Origin of the sequence: Denitratimonas organivorans (genome assembly GCF_037478135.1) — a bacterium.
Lineage (GTDB): Bacteria > Pseudomonadota > Gammaproteobacteria > Xanthomonadales > Xanthomonadaceae > Denitratimonas.
This window is the reverse complement of the sequence record NZ_JBBHDV010000005.1, coordinates 226,469-244,980: the sequence shown is the minus strand read 5'-3', so window position 1 is coordinate 244,980 and position 18,512 is coordinate 226,469. Positions and strand designations below refer to the sequence as shown.

Sequence of the window (18,512 nt, the reverse complement as noted above, 5' to 3'; positions counted from 1 at the left end):
GTTGTTGATGCGAAAGATGTGGAAAAGGTCAGTTGCCGCTGGCTTCGAAGCGGTTCGCGGCGACGTTCTTGCGCACGCTGCGCGGGTCCCAGATACGGCCGTTCATCGCGATGTAGACGCCCGCTGGCAGGCATTGCACGGCGCCCACCGCGCAGCCGATATTGAACTCGGCATCGGAGCCGCGGAAGCGGGCCGGATTCAGCGCGCCGGTCAGCACGATGGTCTTGTCCGGAATGCTGGCCAGCACGCGCGCGGTTTCCACCATGGTGTCGGTGCCGTGTGTCACCAGCACGCGTTCGGCATCCTGCGCCGCGATGGTGGCGCGCAGCAGTTCGCGGTCGCTGTCGCTGATGTGCAGGCTGTCCTTGCGCAGGATCGGGATCACGTTGAAGGTGAACGCCACGCCCAGCTCTTCCAGGATGCGGCCGATCTGCGGTTCGCCGATCTGGAAGTCGGACTTGTCGTCGAAATAGATCTTGTCGATGGTGCCGCCGGTGGTGACGATGCACAGTCGATCCATGGTGTTCACCTGTAGCCTGCTGCGAGGGCGCGCATCATACACCGGGCTTGCGCCCGAACCGGTGCCAGAAGCCGTTCCAGCTGGCCGCGACAATCACCAGCAGCGCCAGCGCCACCTCGAGCAGGGCCGGCACCCGCGCTGGCACTGACACCCAAGCTTCCATCACGCCGTGGCTGAACATCAGCAAGGCGCCGAGGCTGCCCCAGAACGGCGCGCTGCGGCGTCGCAACAGCACCAGCACGGCGGCAGGCAGCATCGGCAGTGTATGCAGCAGTGCGGCCAGCCAGGCTGGTACCTGCTGCGGTGGCAGCCACCACAGATGCCAGACCAGCGGCAGCACCACCAGCGCCAGGATGCCGAACGCGGCCAGGCGGCGCGCGCTCATGCCGACAGCTTCCGTGCCAGTTGCGCCACGCGCCGGCCGAGCGCGCGTGCCAGCTGTTTTTCCTCGGCGCTGGGTTCCGGATCATCCTGCGCTCCGGCGACATGGCTGGCGCCATACGGCGTGCCGCCGCTGCGGGTGGTGTTCAATGCGTTTTCGGTGAACGGGATGCCGACCAGCAGCATGCCGTGGTGCATCAGTGGCAGCAGCATCGTCAGCAATGTGGATTCCTGCCCGCCGTGCATCGTGGCGGTTGAGGTGAAGGCCGCCGCCGGTTTGCCGATCAGTGCGCCCGAGGCCCACAACGCACCGCTGCCATCGAGAAAATGCTTCAGCGGCGCGGCCATATTGCCGAAGCGCGTCGGGCTGCCGAGGATCAGCCCGGCACATTCCTCCAGATCGCGCTGGGTGGCATAGGGCGCGCCGTCCTCCGGTTCCGGTGGTGCCGCAAGCTGTGTCACCGCCGCTACCGGCGGCACCGAACGCAGGCGCGCCTGCACCCCGGCCACTTCCTCCACTCCGCGCGCCACCTGCCGCGCCAGACGTGCGACCGAACCGCCGCGGCTGTAGTAGAGGATCAGGATGTCGTTCATCGGCAAGGCACGGGCAAAAAGGCAGGGCGACAAGGATAGGGGCTGGGCGGGAGTTTGGGGGCGCCCGCAGCGGCGATGGCGCGATATCGAAGGTTTGCATCGCGTGCGGTGCCAGTCTTCAGGTTTGTCCGGCACCGCATCAGGTATCTTTCGCGCCATGGATTTTTTGCATTCCATGCGTGGATGGGTCGAGGCGCGGCGCGAGAAGGCGCGGGCGTTCGTGCGGTTTCTGGTGCACCGCTTCATTGAGGACCGCTGCCTGGATTCGGCCGCGACGCTGGCCTACGCGACGCTGTTTGCGGCGGTGCCGCTGGCGGCGGTGGTGTTCGGGATCGTGTCGATGTTCCAGGTCTACGAAGGCTGGATCGAAGAGCTGACCCGTTTCGTGTTCACCAATTTCGTACCGGGTGCGGCCGATACGGTGGCCGGTTTCTTGGCAGAGGCGGCCGGCAATGCGCGTGCGCTTTCCGGCGTGGGTGCGGTGACGGTGCTGGCCACGGCGCTGCTGACGCTGTCGCGGATCGAAGGCACCTTCAACCGCATCTGGCGCGTCACCACCCCGCGCCGGCCGTTGTCGCGGCTGCTGATCTACTGGGCGGCGCTGACCTTGTTGCCGCTGCTCGCGGTGGCCAGTTTCGCGGTGACTTCCTATCTGGCGTCGTTGCCGATTATCGGGGACGGAACCGGTGCCGGGCTGCTGCGGATATTGCCGGTGCTGCTGGAATTCGTCGCCTTCACCCTGGCGTATCGGCTGATTCCCAATCGCAGCGTGAGCCTGCGCCATACCGCGATTGCCGGCCTGCTGGCAACGCTGTTGTTCGAGCTGGCCAAGTGGGGCTTTGCGCTGTATCTGACGCGGGCCAATTACCAGGCGCTGTACGGCGCGATCGCGGTGATTCCGATCTTCCTGATCTGGCTTTATGTGTCGTGGGTGGTGATGCTGCTGGGGGCATCGTTCGCGGCCTCGCTGTCGGCGTTCCGCTTCCAGCCGGCGCAGCGCCTGCTGCCGGCCGGATACGAAATGTACGGGCTGCTGCGCGTGGTCGGGCGTTTTGCGCAGGCTTACCGCACCGGTTGCGGCCTGACCACGGTGCATCTGCGCCAGCTGGAGCCGGCGATCGGCGATGATGTGCTGATGCGGATGCTGCGGACGCTGGTGGATCTGGATGTGATCCGGCGCCTGGAGGACGGCGGCTTCGTGCTGGCGCGTGATCTGGGCAGCATCGAACTGGGTGAATTCCACGAACGCGCCGGCCTGCGCCTGCCGATGAGCGGGCAGCCGCTGCCTGATGGCGAGGACGCGCTGGGCCGGCGTCTGCGTGATGAACTGGAAGCGCTGCGTGCGCCATTGCGCGTGCCGATGCAGCGCAGTCTGGCGCAGGTGCTGGGTATTGATGACAACGGAGAATCCTGATGAATCGCATGTTTCAAGCACTCGGCCTGTTCGCGCTGCTGGGCTGTTCACTGGCCGCCGCTCCGGCGCTGGCGCAGGACGAGGACAACGAGGTGCCCGAGCTGCGTGTGGCCACCCTCGACGGGCCGGTGTTCGATCTTTCCGCCAAGCGCGGGCAGTGGGTGGTGGTGAATTACTGGGCCACCTGGTGCAGCCCGTGCCTGAAGGAAATGCCGGATCTGCGCGCTTTCGCCGAGTCGCGTGATGACGTGGCGCTGATCGGTCTGGCCTACGAGGACATCAGTGCCGAAGAGATGCGGGCCTTTCTACGCGAACACCCGGCCGGTTATCCGATCGCGATTGTCGATGTCTACAATCCGCCGGCGGATTTTCCCGCGCCGCGCGGCCTGCCGATGACCTGGCTGATCGCGCCCGAAGGCCAGGTCGCCAAGCGTTTCCTCGGGCCGGTGACCGGGCGCGATCTGGCGCAGGCGATCAGCGCTGCGCTGCCATGAGAAGCACGGTCCGGTTTCTGGTCGAGGGTCGGGTGCAGGGCGTGTTCTATCGCGTCAGCACGCGCGACCGCGCCGTGGCGCTGGGGCTGGACGGGCATGCGCTGAACCTGCTTGATGGCCGGGTCGAAGTGCTGGTGGCCGGTTCACCAACCGCGATCGACGCATTGGCTACATGGCTGCGGCAGGGGCCGGAAAAGGCGCAGGTGTCGGCGGTGAAACGAGAGGATGCGGGCGGTGAAACCGTGGCGCCGGGTTTTCGCACCGGCTGATCCGGAAACTGTTGTGCAGCAGGACGGCGATGCCGTGATTGGGATTCAGGCAAGCAGCCGCATCGAGTAGTCGATCGCCTGCACGTGCTTGGTCAAAGCGCCGATCGAAACAAAATCCACGCCGGTGGCGGCGATCTGCGGCAGCGTTTCGAGGCTGACGTTGCCGGAGACTTCCAGCGGAATGCGGCCGGCGGCCAGTGCAACGGCGCGCTGCATGTCCTGCACGGTGAAGTTGTCGATCAGCACGCGGTCCACTGCGGCGTCCAGCGCCTGCTGCAGTTCGTCCAGGTTTTCCACTTCGCAGATCAGCGGCAGCGCGGGAAACCGCTGGCGTGCGCTGGCGACGGCGGCAGAGATCGAGCCGGCTGCGAGGATGTGGTTTTCCTTCAGCATGATGGCGTCGTGCAGGCCGATGCGGTGGTTGTGGCCGCCGCCGCAACGCACCGCGTATTTCTGTGCCAGACGCAGGCCGGGCAGGGTCTTGCGGGTATCCAGGATGCGCAGCCGGCTGCCCGGCACCGTGGCCACGGCCGCGACATGGCGAGCGGTGGTGGTGGCGGTGGCCGAGAGCGTCTGCAGGAAGTTCAGTGCGCTGCGTTCGGCGGTGACCAGCGCAGCGCTGTGCGCGTGGATCAGGCCAAGTGCGGTGCCCGGTGCGATCTGCTGGCCATCGCCGACGGACCACTCGAAGCGCGCCTGCGGGTCCAGCGTGCGGATGCAGGCTTCGACCCAGGGCAGGCCGGCGACCACGGCATGTTCACGGCAGACGATGCGGGCGCTGCGGGCGCTGTCGGGCAGCAGGGCGGCGCTGGCATCGCCGCTGCCGATGTCTTCACACAGCGCACGCGCGACATCCAGCGCAATCTGTTCCGGGGCGGGAGCGTGCAGTTGCATGGGTCAGGACCGCTGCGCGCGGGTGCTGCCGTTGCCGTGCTGCTGGAGCTCGTCGATCAGCGTGCGCAGGGTGCGTTCCAGCAGGCGGTTGCTTTCGATGATGCTGGCCAGGCCGGCTTCCAGTTCGGCCGCCAGTGTTTCGGGCGCGGCTTCGCGCACCTTGTTGCCGTTGCGGTTCACGAACAGGCTGACGCCGGTGTAGGGGCTGGTCCAGCACAGCTTGGCGCGCTCGGCATCGGCCTCGGGCGTGGGACGGAATTCGAACCAGCTGCCCGGCTGCAATGAGCGCAGCTTCGCCAGCAGCAGCGGGTCGATATCATCCGGGTGCGGCTGGTTTTCGACCAGTTCGTGCTGCCACTGCGCGGAAAAATCCGACTGCGCCAGGCTGGGATCGGTTTCGTACAGGTAATCGGGTGGCTCGCGCTGCTCGGCCTGGCTCTGGAGAAAGTCCTCAAGGCGCGCGACCAGCGCCTGGATTTCGCTGTCGTGCAGCGCGACGCTGGTCAGGCCCTGGCGCAGAAGATCCGGCAGCGTCTGCCGCGCGCGCGCCAGGCGCTCCGGATCATTGCCTGCGGCGCTGGGGTCGTCGGCCCACAGCAGTTCGTCGACGAATTCCAGCACCTGGCGGAAGGCGGCGCTGGCCTCGCCATGGCGCAGCCAGACCAGCGCCAGGTGGTTGGACCAGGGGCCGCGCAGCAGTTGCCGCACCCATGGCATCGGTTCGTGCTGGCGCAGGCGCTGTTCCAGCAGGGTGGCGATGCGGCTGCGCGCCAGGGTGAGGCGCTCGCGCCCGATCACGGTTTCGATCGCGCGCTGTTCGGCAAGATCGGCGCGGTGGCGGCTGCTTTCCAGCTGCTGGCGCAGGTCGTTGACGGCCTGGGCAAACTCGATCGGGCGTTCGTCCTGGAAGTGCGAAGCCAGTTGCTCCACGGTCAGCGCGATCTGCTTGAGCAGGAGGCTGTTGGGATCGGCCGAGCGGCACCAGCCGATCGCCAGCTGGCCCAGTTCGTCGACCAGTTCGCGCGCCGGGTGGCTGCTGCCGCGCAGCAGTTGCGGGTCTTTCAGCGCGGTGCGCAGGAATGGCACATGCAGCCGCGCCAGGATGCCCTGCAGCGGTTCGGGAAGATGCGGATCGTGCCGGATGTGGGAGAACAGCAGGCCGATCAGGTCGATGATGTCCTCGTCTTCGGCGGCCGGCTGGAGACTGCCGGAATCGGCCAGTTCGCGCGCGGTTTCAAGCAGTTGCGGCTTGAGCTGCAGCGGTTCGCCTTCGTAGGTCCAGAGCGTATCGAGCGCCGCATCCAGCGTGGCGGTGGGCAGCGCCGGGCCGGATTCGGTGTCTGGCGACAGTGCTGGCGCATCGGCGGCAAGACGCTGGACCGCCTGTTTGCGGGCTTGCAGCAATTGCTGGATTTCGCCCAGCCGCACCTCGTTGCCGTCGGCCGCCTGGGCCGGCTCCGGGGGGGCAGGGCGTGGCGCATCGGCATCGGCATCGGCATCGGGCATGCGGCGTGGCTGGCCACGGCGCAGCGGCGGTATCGGCGCGCGCGGCGTGATTGCCGGGTCTGGGAGCTCGGGCAGGATGCCGGCTTCCTGCAGCATCGTATTGAGCCGCGCGTACAGGGTTTCCAGCGCGCGCAGCACATGCTGGCCAAACAGCGCGTGCGCGATCAGGCGGAGTTCGACATTGACGTCGGCGCGCGAGATCGCAGTGCGGAAGGCCCGGCCCAGACCGCGCGGTGACATCGCGCTGCTCAGCGGATCGGCCGGCGGCGGTTGTCCATCGAGTGCGGCCAAACGGGTCAGCAGGGTGGACAGCAGCGGCGCCAGACGTTCGCCCAGGCGCTGTACCTGGGTTTCAAGGCTCAGGGTTTCTTCCTGTTCGTCCTTGTCCACCAGTTGCAGCGGGCGGCTGCGTGGTGCCGGTGTCTGTGGTGCGGGTTCGGATTGCAGGGCCTGCGCGGCGGCGTCGAGGAAGGCGGTTTCGATATCGACCCGCATCCGGCGTAATTCGCGCAGGCCGTCGAAATACAGATGCTGCTGGGCGCTGACGCGGCTGCGTTCGGCCAGATCGAACAGGCGGTTGTCCAGCTCTTCGAACAGCTGGTGCAGCGGCTGGGCCAGTTGCTCCTGCAGTTCGCTGCGCAGGCGCGTGCGCAGCGCGATATCGGTTTCGGGCATGTCGGGGTCAGCCTGCGGCCGCACCGGCGGGCGGCAGAAGGATCGATTCGGAGGCCAGCAGCACCGGGATGCCGTCTTCAACGCGATAGCAGCGATCCTGCGCGGCGGTGATCAGGCCGGCCCGCAGCGGCTGCGGCGCCGTGCCGTCATCGGCGCTTTGCGCCTGGCCCTGCGCGATGGCGCGGTTCACCGATTCCAGTTGTGCCGATGTCATCAGGCCCAGACTCTGGCCGGAGGCGGGGCAGCGGAGAATCTCCAGCAGGCGTGTATCGAGTGTCATGTGGAGTGTGCCCATTGCGATGCTTCAATTCTGTCAGCCGTGTGCTACGACTACAATAGCGGCTGCCTCGAAAGGACTTTCAGGATGAACCAGACGTCACCGCCGCCGCTCGTCGGTCTTGTGATGGGATCGCGCTCGGATTGGGACACGATGCAGCATGCTGCCGCCCGCCTGGAGGCGCTGGGAATCGGGTTCGAAACCCGTGTGGTTTCCGCGCACCGCACGCCCGAGCTGCTGTTCGACTACGCCCGAAGCGCGCAATCGCGCGGTCTGCGCGTAGTGATCGCCGGGGCCGGTGGTGCCGCGCATCTGCCGGGCATGATCGCGTCGATGACGCCGCTGCCGGTGCTGGGTGTGCCGGTGCAGTCGCGCGCGCTGAACGGGCTGGATTCGCTGCTTTCCATCGTGCAGATGCCGGCTGGCGTGCCGGTCGCCACGTTTGCGGTCGGGCAGGCCGGTGCGGTCAATGCGGCGTTGTTCGCGGCCTCGATCCTGGCCGGTGGTGATGCGCAGGTGCGGCAGGCGCTGGATGACTTCCGCGCCAGTCAGACCGCCGATGTGCTGGCGCATCCGGATCCTTCGCGTCCATGAGCGCGAACGCTTCCGCGCCCACTGTCGGGATTCTGGGAGGCGGGCAACTGGCGCGCATGATGGCGCTGGCCGGGCTGCCGCTGGGGCTGCATTTCCGCGTGATCGATCCGCATGCCGATGCCTGCGCGGCGGGGCTGGCGCCGCTGCGCGTGGCCGGCTTCGACGATGTCGCGGCATTGGCGCAATTCGCCGACGGGCTGGCGGTGGCGACCTTTGATTTCGAGAACGTGCCGGCGGCCTCGATCGAAGCGCTGGCCACGCGCGTGCCGGTGCATCCGGGCAGCGCGGCGCTGGCCACCGCGCAGGACCGGCTGGTCGAGAAAACCTGTTTCAACCGCCTCGGCATCCCGACGCCGGGATTTGCCGCGGTCGATGATCGTGCCGGGCTGGATGCCGCGCTCGCTGAACTCGGCGCGCCGGCGATCCTGAAGACGCGCCGTTTCGGCTATGACGGCAAGGGCCAGTTCCGGCTGCGCAGTACCGCCGATGCGGATGCGGCCTGGGCTGCACTTGGCGCGCAGGCGGACACCGTGGGCTTGATTCTCGAAGCCTTCGTGCCATTCCAGCGCGAGTTGTCGGTGGTCGCGGTGCGTGGGCGCGATGGTGATTTCCGCTGCTGGCCGCCGACCCGCAACTGGCATGTCGATGGCGTGCTGTCGCTGAGCCTGGCACCTGCGCGGGTGGCGCCGGAAATCGAGAAGCAGGCAATCGGATACGCGCGGGCGCTGGCGGAACATCTGGACTACGTCGGGGTGTTCGCACTGGAGCTGTTTGAAGTCGATGGCCGCCTGTTGGCCAACGAAATGGCGCCGCGCGTGCACAACTCCGGCCATTGGACGATTGAAGGCGCGGAAACTTCACAGTTCGAAAACCATCTGCGTGCAGTGCTGGGCTGGCCGCTGGGCAGCACGGCGGCGCGCGGGATGTCCTGCATGTTGAACTTCCTCGGTGACATGCCCGATGCACGCGCACTGCTTGCGGTGCCCGGCGCGCATTGGCACGACTACGGCAAGCCCGCGCGTGCCGGGCGCAAGATCGGCCATGCCACGTTGCGTGCCGATGATGCCGCCCCGCTGGCCGATGCCCTGGAGCAGGCCGGCAAGGCACTGGGCCGCGAAGCACAGGTGGCGCCGGCGATCTCCTGCTTGCGGGCCGGCTGACCCGCTTTTTCGACACTTACGCCGGTACGACGCAGCTTCGTTCCCGGCTGCCGGCTGGTGTCGGATCGCGCTCCGGCACGGTCATTGGCAGGTCCGATAGACTGCGGCCATGCGTTATCACTTTGCCGGCTTCGTGTTCGATGCCGACAATCTATCGCTGACCGGCCCGCAGGGTGAGCACACCTTGCGCCCGATGAGTGCGCGCGTTTTGCAGTCATTGCTGGATGGCGCGCCCAACCTGATGCGGCATGACGAACTGATCGACCAGGTCTGGGGCAATCAGGCGGTGACTCCCGGAGTGCTGACCCATTCGATCCGGGAAATCCGCAATGCCCTGGGCGATGTGCCACAGCAGCCACGCTTCATCGAAACCCGCCACCGTCTCGGGTATCGCTTCATCGCGCCGGTGCGGATGGAAACGCGGAGCAGACAGACAGGTCCGTTGCCGGAGTCGGTGACGGCCTCCAACGCAACGCCTGAAGCACAGCCCGAATCGTCCGAGCCGCACGAAGCGCCACCGACGAACCTGCCCGCCACGCCCACCACACCATCCCCGCGCCGCTGGTGGTGGGCCGTCCTGCCATTGCTGCTGCTGGCAGGCGCGCTGCTGTGGATACGGAGCCAGCCCTTCGCTCCGGAGACGACGGGAACGGGGCCTGCCATCGCCGATGTCGGCCAACCGCATGAGCCCGAGGCCCGGCATTGGTATCAGCAGGGACTGGCCGCGTTGCATGCCGGTGATCCGGGGCAGGCACGGGAATGGCTGGAACGCAGCCGTGCGCGCGAACCCGAGGCCGTCGCCACGCTCAGCGCGCTGGCCCGGGCCGCTGCACAATCCGGTGCGATCACCCGCGCCCGTGCCTGGATGGCTGCCGCCGAACACGCCGCCAGCACTTTGCCGCGCGTCGAGCAGTTGCGCATTGCCGCCTACAGCGCAGCCCTGGACTACCGCTGGGATGATGCGGTCACGCATCTGACCGCCGTATCGCAGCTGGATCCCGGCGATGCGGAAACCGCGTTGCACCTGTTCGATGCGCAACTGGCGCAGGGCCGGCTGCGTGAGGCGGCCGCCACATTGGAGACGGTGGCAGCGCAGCCGTTGCCGGTATTGGACGAATGGCGTGTAGCGATGGCGCAGGCACGCCTGGCCGAGGCCCGGGGTGATCATCCCGCGCGGCTGGAGGCGGCGGTCGCGGCGCAGGCATTGGCACGCACACACGCCCAGCGTCTGCAAAGCCGTCTGCAACAGGCCGGTGCCCAGCTGCTGCTGGGACATCCCGACGAAACCCGGTTGCTGCTCGCTGACATGCCGGAAGCAGGCGACGGGCAGGCGCCCGACATCCATGCCCTGCGTGCCGAAAAACTGCGCGCGATCCTGCTGCGTGAAGAGGGCGACTACGCCGCCGCACAAACCCGGCTGGAACATGCCGCCACCGCTGCCAAGGCACTGGGGCAGGATGAAATGGCGGCCCGCGCCCAGCGCCAGGCGGCCTTTGTGCAGATCCAGGCAGGCCAGGCAGAGCAGGCGGTCGCCCGCCTGCAATCGCTGATCGAGGCATTGGAGGCGCAGGGAAACATCCGCGAACTGGCCAACGCGCGTGACGTGCTGGCGCTGGCGCTGCAGCACAGCGGCGACATGCCGGCGGCACTGCTCGCCAGCGAGGCGGCGCTGGCGGCCTATGTCCAGGCCGGAGACCGTCTTGGCGAAGCCTCGGCGCGTAACCAGCTGGGCATGCTGTATGGCCGCACCGGCCGTGATGACGAATCACGTGAACAGTTCGAGCTGGCGTTGCGTCTGTTCGAGAGCGCAGGCGAACGGCGCGGTGCCGCATTGGCGCAGAGCAACCTGGCCATAGTCGACGGCCGTGCCGGGCGCCGGGAGGCGGCGCGCGAACGCAACCAGGCGGCACTGGCCGCTTTCCGCGAGCTGGCCTCGTGGCCGGATGTGGCGCGCTTGCAGTTCAATCTGGCGGTGCAGGATCGCGGCAGCGGCCGCCTGCCCGAGGCCCGGGCACGCTTTGCCGAGGCGCTGGAAGCGTTTGAACGCATCGGCAGCACCGATCACACCCGGCAGGCACGCGCCAGCCTGGCGGAGCTGCTGCTGGCACAGGCCCGTCTTGGCGAAGCTGCGCAATCGCTTGAATCCGATCCGGACCCGCACGCGGGCAGTCCGCAGCCACGTGCCGCCCTGCTCACCGCGCACGGGCGTCTGGCCGCGTTGCGCGGTGATATCGAATCGGCGCAGAGCGCTTTCCGCAGCGCACGGGAATTGCGGGAAGCGGCCGGCTTGCCGGACTGGGTGCGGATGAGCGAACTGGATCTGGCCGAGCTGGCAGCCCGTGCCGGGCAACTGGCCCGGGCCGAGCAGGCCGCCCGCCAGCTGCGGCGTGACATGACCGAGGCCGGCGATGCCCATGCCGCGATCCAGGCAGGGCTGCTGCTGGCGGCGGTGCTGGAACGTCAACGCGAAGGCGCCGCCGCCTCACGCCTGCTGGAGCAGCTGGAAGCCGAGCTCATCGCCCATCCCGATGCGATGGCGTCGCTGCGCCTGGACCTGTTGCGCGTGATGCTGCGCGAGCGGGGCCGCACCGAGCTGGCGACGCAGGTGGCCGCAGCGGCGCGTGCCATCGGCTATGAACTGCTGGCGCTGCGTGCCGACCTGCTTGCCGGTGGCGATGCCGGTCGACAGGCGCTGGAGGTACTGGAACGGCAGGGCATCGGCACCGAAGGCGTGCCGCCGCTGCTGCTTTATTGAATGGGCTCAAAACCATCGGCGAATATGCCTTCGCCCGACCAGGTCACCAGGATGTCGTCCACATCGATGCGCGAGTCGGGGTGTGAGGAGCTTCCAATGCCGACCAGTAGTGCGCCCAAGCCACGATCACCCATGTCCACATTGTGCGGGCGGTTGCTGATGTACGGCTGGCCATCGATGGACAGGTTATAAGTGCCCGCGTCCATGTCGTAGACCCATTCGATCAGATACGACTCGCCGGGCGACCAGGTGAATCCGAAAAGCAGGGTGGCAGGGCCGCCCGTGGCATCGGAGACGCTGGCCGTCCTGGTTCGACTGAAGTACAGGGTGCCGAAACTTTTTGCTGAGGATCCAGCTTCTCGCAGATTTACCGGATAGCCGCCGACCCAGTCTTCGGCAGGCGCCATCCCTGGAGTGACGCGGAGCCAGATGGAGACGGTGCCGGTACGGATCTCCATGTCGTCACGCCACTGGAATCGGGCGCTGCCGGCGCCAGTCCCGGGTGTGTTCCAGCTGATGGCCAATGCCTTGCCAGACATCACGTCATCGCGTACCACGGCATCCATTCTGGCCGGGACGCTTACCGGCTCGCCCAATGCTGCACCGCCGGTGCCGATCGGCTGGTCCAATGGCTTGTCATCGAAATCGGCGGCCAGCAGCAGTTCCTGCGCGCCGGCTGACATGCTCCAGCACAGCACTGCGGCCAGCAGCGCGATGAGGCTGAATGCGCCTGCGCGGCGGCGCGGACAGGACGGGTTGTGGGGGAAGAAAATGGCGTCGGGCATGGTGTGTTCCTGCATCAAATCAAGGACACCGTTACGGTGTATGGACAGGTCATGGGATGTCATGAAAATGCCGTGAAATTTCCGATGGGCTCATTTTTCTGATATGAAACAATGAGTTGCAACCCAGCGTGCTGCCGGTTTTCGCAGCGACAGAAGCCGGCGCCGCAGTGGGCGGGCACCGATGGGCAGGGGCCGGCGACGTGCGCCACGATGACAAAGCATCGCGGTGGCGCCGCGGTTGCGACCCCGGCCCGTCATCGGGCGCTCGGCAGGCCGGGGACGGCTTCGAACCCATCGGCGAAAATGTCGTTGGTGGCGGACCAACTCACCCGGACATCGTCCAGATAGAGCTGCGAATCGGGGTAGGACAGGGCGTGCATTCCAACCAGTACCGCGCCCAGTCCCCGGCCGTTCTGTTCCACGTTGTGCGGGCGGCCTTCAAAGTGGCGCACGCCGTCGATGGAGAAATCGTAGCGGCCCGCATCCAGGTCATACGTCCATTCCACCAGGTAGGAACGGCCGTACGACCAGCTGAAACCGGGGATGGATACGAGCTCGCCGTCGCCGCTGGCATCGGAGATGTTGGCGGAACCGTCCGCAAACAGCCGCAGGCTGCCGAACAGCTTTTCCGAGGTCTGCGATTCGCGCAGATGCACGGCGAAGCTTCCGCCCTGGACCGGAGTCAGCCGCAGTGAGACGGTGACCGTGCCGCTGTCGACCTCCGCTTCATCCAGCCAATGGAAACGGACCAGGGCGGGCGAGAGCGCATGATCGGCCCAGGTCAGCTCCAGCAGTCTCCGCTCCGTGACGACGCCGCCGCGCACCAGGGCGTCCAGCTCGGCCGGGATCTGTACCGGCTCTCCGACGGCTGCACCGCCGTTGCCGATGGGCTGGTTCAGCGGCTTGTCCTGGAAATCGGCAAGCAGCAACGGCGCACCGTTGGCAGCGGTGTCGGCAAGGTCGAGCACATAGGCCACACCGGAGCGTTCAGCGTTGTCGCTCGGGGCCCGCGAGGCGCCGATCAAGGCGCGATCACCGTGCAGAATGACAGAATGGCCGAACCAGTCTTCTACCACCCCATCGGAGGCGCTGAGCCTGCCGACCTGGCTCCAGAGATGGCCGTAGTGTTTGAACAGGTAGGCCGCGCCCAGGTCGTTGAAACTGCTGCCGATCTGTTCGACATGGGTGGCGCCGATCAGGGCCTGGTTACCGTTGAGGCTGACTGAAATGCCGAACGAGCCATGCGGCGCCGGATCGGAGGCGGTGAGCCTGCTGGTCTGGTACCAGTTGCTGCCGTAGGCGTCGAACACGTAGACGGCGCCGGAGTTGAGACCACCGCCGCCATCGGCACCGGCAGCGCCGATCAGGGCGCGGTCGCCATCCAGGCTGACCGAACCGCCGAAGCGATCATTCGCGCCGCCGCCCGAAGCGTTCAATCTGGCGGTTTGATTCCAGCTGCCGGCACGGTCGAACACATAAGCCGCGCCCGCATTGCCGCCAGCGCCACCGTGGGTGCCTGGCGCACCGATCAGCACGCGGTTGCCGTCCAGGCTGACGGCCTGGCCGAAGGAGTTTCCGGCCGCGCCATCGGCAGCGGTGAGCGTGGCGTCGAGCCACCAGGTGGGGTTGGTTGAGCCGCTGCGGTCGTAGACGTAGGCTGCGCCCGCGCCATCTTCGGGGCGGGGTGCACCGATCACCGCCCGCAGACGTTCCAAGCCGACCGAGGTGCCGAACCTGTGTTCACCTGTAGTGGAGGGCTGGAATTTGGCCACCTGGGTCCAGACCCGGTCATTACGGCGAAACACATAGGCGGCCCCGGCGCCGTCGTTCTTGAAAGGTGCGCCGATCAATGCCTGATCACCGGCCAGACTGACCGACCAGCCAAATGCATCGCCCGGGGCAGCGTCCTGGGCGGTGAGCACGCTTCTTCGGGTCCAACTGCCGTTCACCAGCTCGAACGTATAGGCGGCACCCGCATTGGTGCCCACCCTGTCATCGCCGAGTGCACCGATCAGGGCCCAGTTGCCGGACAGGCTGACCGAAAAACCGAATCTGTCGTTCAGGTAACCGTCGGGAGGGGTGAGCTTGCTTTCCAGCACGGCCGATCGCAGCGCCAGCCAGATGTCATCGCTGACACCGGCCGGGCGCTGCTGGTCCAGCGCTTCGGTGGCGGTGGGCCGTGGTGGTGGCTCCACATCCGGAGATGGAGATGCCAGGGCTGCGGTGCTGATGCTCCAGCTCAGCATGCTGACGGCCAGCACGGCGGCAAGCCGGAAAAGAGGTGAAAACGTGCAGTGGGAAAGGGGCGGGCCGGGCATGGACTTCTCCTGCGGTGCTCAAGGACGCAGGGACGTTGGCGGCATGGCCCGTCGAAGTCATGAAAATGCGATGAAACTGCGAGGAAGTTGGAAAATTCATTTCAGAACAATGGCTTGGGATGAGTTGTTGGCGCCATTGGATGGGCCCGGCTGTGCTGCGGCGGCCCGCACGACGAGCATTGTCCGGGGAAATATCCGATGCCTGCGTGCAGCTGGCAGTCTGCATAGGTTGGTGGTGAGTACAGCGAACTCCGACGTTGGCAAATCAGCAACGTGGCATCTGTTTGACCACCACGCACCCACCTGCCGGCTCCCGCGCGTTACCTGGCCGGTTCTCGCACGTTGGGATTCGCTGTACTCACCACCAACCTATGAAGTGCTCGCAGCCGTGCTCCCGCAACGCGGCGGAGCTGACGTTGCGGTGATGGTGCGTTCCCGACGATGCAGAGCATCAAGTCGTGGGCAGGCCCGCCAGTTCGCAATGGCCGTTGTCGTAAACGCGCAGCACGCTGCCCTGTTCGTACCAGTCGCCCAGCACGATGCGCTGGCGTGGCACGCCGTCGACTGCCAGCTCATGGATCGCGGGGCGGTGGGTGTGGCCGTGGATCATGCGGGTCACGCCGTAGCGGCGGAACATGTCCTCGATCGCCGGTGCCGTGGCATCGCCGATGTCGAGCGAGCTCATCGATTGCTGGTGTGCGGCGCTGGATTGGCGCGCGGCCTGCGCAAAGGCGCGGCGTTCGGCCAGAGGGCGGGCCAGCAATGCCTGCTGCCAGGCCGGATCTCGCACCTGCTGGCGCACCTTGAGGTAGGCGGTGTCGTCCCAGCACAGCAGGTCGCCGTGCAGCAGCAGCGTCGGCTGGCCGCACAGGCTGATCACGCAGGGATCGGGCAGGAGGTCGAAGCCGGCGCGCGCGGCGTAGTCGCGTCCGACCAGAAAATCGCGGTTGCCGTGGATGAAGCCGATGCGGGTGCCGGCATCGGCGACCGCTTTCAACGCATCGGCCACGGCGCCGGGCAGTTCGGCGTCATCATCATCGCCGATGAAGGCTTCGAACAGGTCGCCGGGGATATACAGCTGCGGCACCTTGCGCGCTTCGTCGCGCAGGAAAGCCAGGAACAGCGCGGTGATCTGCGGCCGGTCCGGATCCAGGTGCAGGTCTGAAACGAACAGGGCGCGCAGGCGACCGTCACCGGTGTCCATGCGCGCCCCGGAACGCGGATTATTCAGCGCTGTCGGCCGGCGCAGGCGCCGACGCAAGCACTTCGGCGCGCTCGATCACCACGGCCTGGGTCGGCACATCGGTGCGGAACGGGCCCTGGCCGCCGGTCGGGATTGCACGGATCTTGTCGACCACATCCATGCCTTCGACCACCTTGCCGAACACCGCATAACCCCAGGTCATGCCGCTCTGCTCGTTGACGTGGTCAAGACGCGGGTTGTCGACCAGGTTGATGAAGAACTGCGAATTGGCCGAATGCGGGTCGCCGGTACGTGCCATGGCGATGGTGCCGCGCAGGTTGGACAGGCCGTTGTTGGCCTCGTTGCGGATCGGCGCACGGGTCGGCTTCTGCTGCAGATCGGCAGTGAAGCCGCCGCCCTGCGCCATGAAGTTGTCGATCACGCGGTGGAACACGGTGCCGTTGTAGAAACCGTCCTTGACGTAGGTCAGGAAGTTTTCCGAGGACAGCGGCGCCTTGACCGGATCCAGCTCGATGATGATGTCGCCCAGATTGGTGTGCAGTGCCACGCGCGGGGCCGGCTCGGTCGCAACCGGTTCGGCGGCAACGGTCTCGGCGGCAACGGTCTCGGCGGCGGTGCCGGTGTCCTGGGCCAGGGCGAGTGTGGGCAGCATCAGGCCGGCGATCAGCAGGTTACGCAGGAACATTCGATGACTCCGAAGTTTGAGAATGGGCACCCGCAGGGTGCGGAGCGGAGAAGTTTAACGCCGTTGTCGCGCTGCTGGCTGTGTCGCAGCCCAACGGGATGTGTGCGGCGCCGGTGAGCGCCGGAAATCAGGCGGTGCGATCGGCCACGCGGGTATCGAAGGCGGCGGCATAGCCGCTGTCGACGATGCGCTTCTGCACCAGATCGGTCATGCGCAGGTTGCCGGCCACGATGTGGCCGCTGCGCAGGCTGTCACTGCCGCCACGGAAATCCAGGCAGCGTCCGCCGGCTTCGCGCACCAGCAGCATGCCGGCGGCGATGTCCCAGGGTTTCACCCCGGCTTCGAAATAGGCGTCGGCGCGGCCGCAGGCGACATAGGCCAGATCCAGCGCGGCCGAACCGGTGCGGCGGATGTCTTCCGCCTCGTCCAGCATGTTGCGTACTGCCTCAAGCTGCGGCGCCAGACGCTTGCGCTCGCGCGGCGCGAAGCCGGTGATCAGCATCGCGCCTTCCAGTTCGGTGCGCGCCGTCACGCGGATACGGCGATCATTGAGGAAGGCGCCGCTGCCGCGGCTGGCAGTGAAGATTTCGTTGCGCTGCGGGTCGTAGATCACCGCGTGCATCGGCTCATTGCCTTCCAGCAGCCCGATCGACACCGCGTAATGCGGGATGCCGTGCAGGAAGTTGCTGGTGCCGTCGAGCGGATCGATGACGAAGGTGTTGCGCGATTGCCCCAGCGCACCGCTTTCCTCACCGAGGAAGGCGTGGTCGGGGAATGCGCGGCGCAGCTCGCGTATGATTTCCTTCTCGGCCAGCGCGTCCACTTCGCTGGCGTAGTCCTGGCGTCCTTTTTCGACGATGTTGAGGCCGTCCAGTCGCGAGACATGGCGCAGGATGATGTTTCCGGCCGCGCGTGCGGCCTTGACCATGATGTTGACCGCGGGCTTCTGCATGCGGATTCCAGTACGTCGAAAGTGGGAAAGAACCGGTCCGGCGCCAGGCGCAGGACGGGCGCGGATTCTAGCAAATCCCGTCGCTTCAGGTCCGCTCTTTTGCCCGGGCCGCCGTGGCGGTCATCACAGGAAAGCAGCGTGAGCGATGCAACAAGCGCGTACCGGCAGGTGCGCATCGTATTGGTGGGAACCTCGCATCCGGGCAATATCGGCGCCGCCGCGCGCGCGATGCGCACGATGGGGCTGGAACAGCTGTATCTGGTCGCGCCCGAGCGCTTCCCACACGCCGATGCCAGCGCGATGGCGGCCGGTGCCGACCAGGTGCTGGAACAGGCGCGTGTGTTCGCCACGCTGGAGGAAGCCGTCGCCGATTGCCGCTGGATCATGGGCTGCACCGCGCGCCGCCGCAGCGTGGTGATGGATGAATACGCTCCGGGCGATGCCGCCGCGCGCATCTGGCAGGCCAGTGCGGCGGGCGCCACCGCGCTGGTATTCGGCCGTGAACGCACCGGTCTGACCAACGAGGAGCTGAAGTTGTGCCACGCCGCCGTGCACATCCCGTCGGTGGAGGAATTCAGCTCGCTGAATCTGGCCGCGGCGGTGCAAGTGCTCAGCTGGGAGCTGCGGCGTGAGGCATTGGCGCGCGCCGCGCTGGCCGGTGAGCCTGTGCCGCAGGCGCCGGAAGACGAACCGCCGGCCACCGTGGCGCAGATGGAAGGCATGTTCGGGCATCTGGAACAGATGCTGGACGACATCGATTTCCACAAGGGGCGCGCACCGGGCACGGTGATGCGCCGCCTGCGGCAATTGCTGCTGCGGGCGCAGCCGGACCAGCGCGAGGTGCGGGTGTTGCGCGGCATCTTCGCCGATGCGCAGCGCATGGCGCGGATCGCGCGCGAGTCCGGGAAGGCGTGATGCGACCGTTCGCACTGCGATCCGCCGTGCGTCGCCGTACAGCGGCTCCGCATCAGCTGCTGCTATCCGGCGTCAAGGCTATCGGATAGGCTTTGGCGGAATTTCCGCCTGATTCCGGAT

18 protein-coding genes are annotated in these 18,512 nt (G+C 66.9%); 7 read left to right on the top strand and 11 right to left on the bottom strand.

Annotated elements, in window-relative coordinates:
- Window positions 1–28 precede the first annotated feature (28 nt).
- From WDB66_RS07705 to wrbA, 3 genes are read right to left on the bottom strand one after another with little or no spacing between them, the layout of a single operon-like run.
- Window positions 29–520 carry an asparaginase domain-containing protein gene (locus WDB66_RS07705; RefSeq protein ID WP_339397956.1) on the bottom strand — a complete coding sequence of 164 codons (492 nt, stop codon included), beginning with the start codon at window positions 518–520 and terminating at the stop codon, window positions 29–31.
- A gap of 34 nt (window positions 521–554) precedes the next feature.
- A complete protein-coding gene (locus tag WDB66_RS07700) occupies window positions 555–905 on the bottom strand; it encodes a DUF2069 domain-containing protein (protein ID WP_339397955.1) in 351 nt (116 codons plus the stop codon).
- Entirely contained in the window at window positions 902–1,495 is a 594-nt protein-coding gene (gene wrbA / locus WDB66_RS07695; RefSeq protein ID WP_339397954.1) for an NAD(P)H:quinone oxidoreductase, read from the bottom strand. The genes WDB66_RS07700 and wrbA overlap by 4 nt, the downstream gene beginning before the upstream one ends.
- A gap of 175 nt (window positions 1,496–1,670) precedes the next feature.
- On the opposite strand from wrbA, the gene WDB66_RS07690 reads away from it, so the two are divergent.
- Genes WDB66_RS07690 through WDB66_RS07680 form a run of 3 tightly spaced genes read left to right on the top strand, consistent with a single transcriptional unit; the run spans window position 1,671 to window position 3,672 of the window.
- Window positions 1,671–2,909 carry a YihY family inner membrane protein gene (locus tag WDB66_RS07690; protein WP_339397953.1) on the top strand — a complete coding sequence of 413 codons (1,239 nt, stop codon included), beginning with the start codon at window positions 1,671–1,673 and terminating at the stop codon, window positions 2,907–2,909.
- Window positions 2,909–3,403, top strand: a complete 495-nt coding sequence (locus tag WDB66_RS07685) for a redoxin domain-containing protein (protein WP_339397952.1) — start codon at window positions 2,909–2,911, stop codon at window positions 3,401–3,403. Before WDB66_RS07690 ends, WDB66_RS07685 begins: the two co-directional genes overlap by 1 nt.
- Window positions 3,400–3,672, top strand: a complete 273-nt coding sequence (locus WDB66_RS07680; protein ID WP_339397951.1) for an acylphosphatase — start codon at window positions 3,400–3,402, stop codon at window positions 3,670–3,672. The genes WDB66_RS07685 and WDB66_RS07680 overlap by 4 nt, the downstream gene beginning before the upstream one ends.
- 45 nt (window positions 3,673–3,717) lie before the next feature.
- On the opposite strand, the gene nadC is transcribed toward WDB66_RS07680, so the two are convergent.
- The 3 genes from nadC to WDB66_RS07665 are packed head-to-tail and all read right to left on the bottom strand — an operon-like array spanning window position 3,718 to window position 7,042.
- A complete protein-coding gene (gene nadC / locus WDB66_RS07675; protein ID WP_339397950.1) occupies window positions 3,718–4,566 on the bottom strand; it encodes a carboxylating nicotinate-nucleotide diphosphorylase in 849 nt (282 codons plus the stop codon).
- 3 nt (window positions 4,567–4,569) lie between these two features.
- Window positions 4,570–6,747: a DUF1631 family protein gene (locus WDB66_RS07670; RefSeq protein ID WP_339397949.1), complete on the bottom strand. Its 2,178-nt coding sequence runs from the start codon at window positions 6,745–6,747 to the stop codon at window positions 4,570–4,572.
- Between the two features lie 7 nt (window positions 6,748–6,754).
- The gene (locus WDB66_RS07665) at window positions 6,755–7,042 is read right to left on the bottom strand and encodes a Trm112 family protein (RefSeq protein WP_339397948.1); all 288 of its coding nucleotides are present in this window, start codon (window positions 7,040–7,042) and stop codon (window positions 6,755–6,757) included.
- A 69-nt stretch (window positions 7,043–7,111) separates the two neighbouring features.
- Here WDB66_RS07665 and purE point away from each other — a divergent pair, with 69 nt between their 5' ends.
- From purE to WDB66_RS07650, 3 genes are all read left to right on the top strand, one after another.
- Window positions 7,112–7,618, top strand: coding sequence for a 5-(carboxyamino)imidazole ribonucleotide mutase (purE, locus tag WDB66_RS07660; protein ID WP_339397947.1), 507 nt, complete (start codon window positions 7,112–7,114; stop codon window positions 7,616–7,618).
- Complete coding sequence (locus WDB66_RS07655; RefSeq protein WP_339397946.1) at window positions 7,615–8,778, top strand: 5-(carboxyamino)imidazole ribonucleotide synthase; 1,164 nt, start codon at window positions 7,615–7,617, stop codon at window positions 8,776–8,778. The genes purE and WDB66_RS07655 overlap by 4 nt, the downstream gene beginning before the upstream one ends.
- A 109-nt stretch (window positions 8,779–8,887) precedes the next feature.
- A complete protein-coding gene (locus WDB66_RS07650; protein ID WP_339397945.1) occupies window positions 8,888–11,533 on the top strand; it encodes a tetratricopeptide repeat protein in 2,646 nt (881 codons plus the stop codon).
- Here WDB66_RS07650 and WDB66_RS07645 read toward each other — a convergent pair.
- The 5 genes from WDB66_RS07645 to WDB66_RS07625 form a co-directional block, all read right to left on the bottom strand.
- Window positions 11,527–12,318, bottom strand: a complete 792-nt coding sequence (locus WDB66_RS07645) for a hypothetical protein (protein WP_339397944.1) — start codon at window positions 12,316–12,318, stop codon at window positions 11,527–11,529. The two genes, WDB66_RS07650 and WDB66_RS07645, sit on opposite strands and share 7 nt — an antisense overlap.
- A gap of 254 nt (window positions 12,319–12,572) precedes the next feature.
- Window positions 12,573–14,417, bottom strand: coding sequence for a hypothetical protein (locus WDB66_RS07640; protein WP_339397943.1), 1,845 nt, complete (start codon window positions 14,415–14,417; stop codon window positions 12,573–12,575).
- 670 nt (window positions 14,418–15,087) lie between these two features.
- Window positions 15,088–15,819, bottom strand: a complete 732-nt coding sequence (gene lpxH, locus WDB66_RS07635; protein WP_339397983.1) for a UDP-2,3-diacylglucosamine diphosphatase — start codon at window positions 15,817–15,819, stop codon at window positions 15,088–15,090.
- A 40-nt stretch (window positions 15,820–15,859) separates the two neighbouring features.
- Window positions 15,860–16,525 carry a peptidylprolyl isomerase gene (locus WDB66_RS07630; RefSeq protein ID WP_339397942.1) on the bottom strand — a complete coding sequence of 222 codons (666 nt, stop codon included), beginning with the start codon at window positions 16,523–16,525 and terminating at the stop codon, window positions 15,860–15,862.
- Between the two features lie 127 nt (window positions 16,526–16,652).
- Window positions 16,653–17,477: an inositol monophosphatase family protein gene (locus WDB66_RS07625; RefSeq protein ID WP_339397941.1), complete on the bottom strand. Its 825-nt coding sequence runs from the start codon at window positions 17,475–17,477 to the stop codon at window positions 16,653–16,655.
- A 138-nt stretch (window positions 17,478–17,615) separates the two neighbouring features.
- On the opposite strand from WDB66_RS07625, the gene WDB66_RS07620 reads away from it, so the two are divergent.
- The gene (locus WDB66_RS07620) at window positions 17,616–18,392 is read left to right on the top strand and encodes an RNA methyltransferase (RefSeq protein ID WP_339397940.1); all 777 of its coding nucleotides are present in this window, start codon (window positions 17,616–17,618) and stop codon (window positions 18,390–18,392) included.
- Window positions 18,393–18,512 lie beyond the last annotated feature (120 nt).

Coding starts and splice junctions, on each gene's coding strand:
- WDB66_RS07630 (WP_339397942.1), bottom strand. CDS start 16,525: ATGTTCCTGCGTAACCTGCTGATCGCCGGCCTGATGCTGCCCACACTC.
- purE (WP_339397947.1), top strand. CDS start 7,112: ATGAACCAGACGTCACCGCCGCCGCTCGTCGGTCTTGTGATGGGATCG.
- wrbA (WP_339397954.1), bottom strand. CDS start 1,495: ATGAACGACATCCTGATCCTCTACTACAGCCGCGGCGGTTCGGTCGCA.
- WDB66_RS07685 (WP_339397952.1), top strand. CDS start 2,909: ATGAATCGCATGTTTCAAGCACTCGGCCTGTTCGCGCTGCTGGGCTGT.
- WDB66_RS07625 (WP_339397941.1), bottom strand. CDS start 17,477: ATGCAGAAGCCCGCGGTCAACATCATGGTCAAGGCCGCACGCGCGGCC.
- WDB66_RS07680 (WP_339397951.1), top strand. CDS start 3,400: ATGAGAAGCACGGTCCGGTTTCTGGTCGAGGGTCGGGTGCAGGGCGTG.
- WDB66_RS07700 (WP_339397955.1), bottom strand. CDS start 905: ATGAGCGCGCGCCGCCTGGCCGCGTTCGGCATCCTGGCGCTGGTGGTG.
- WDB66_RS07690 (WP_339397953.1), top strand. CDS start 1,671: ATGCGTGGATGGGTCGAGGCGCGGCGCGAGAAGGCGCGGGCGTTCGTG.
- WDB66_RS07670 (WP_339397949.1), bottom strand. CDS start 6,747: ATGCCCGAAACCGATATCGCGCTGCGCACGCGCCTGCGCAGCGAACTG.
- WDB66_RS07655 (WP_339397946.1), top strand. CDS start 7,615: ATGAGCGCGAACGCTTCCGCGCCCACTGTCGGGATTCTGGGAGGCGGG.
- WDB66_RS07705 (WP_339397956.1), bottom strand. CDS start 520: ATGGATCGACTGTGCATCGTCACCACCGGCGGCACCATCGACAAGATC.
- WDB66_RS07650 (WP_339397945.1), top strand. CDS start 8,888: ATGCGTTATCACTTTGCCGGCTTCGTGTTCGATGCCGACAATCTATCG.
- WDB66_RS07665 (WP_339397948.1), bottom strand. CDS start 7,042: ATGGGCACACTCCACATGACACTCGATACACGCCTGCTGGAGATTCTC.
- nadC (WP_339397950.1), bottom strand. CDS start 4,566: ATGCAACTGCACGCTCCCGCCCCGGAACAGATTGCGCTGGATGTCGCG.
- WDB66_RS07645 (WP_339397944.1), bottom strand. CDS start 12,318: ATGCCCGACGCCATTTTCTTCCCCCACAACCCGTCCTGTCCGCGCCGC.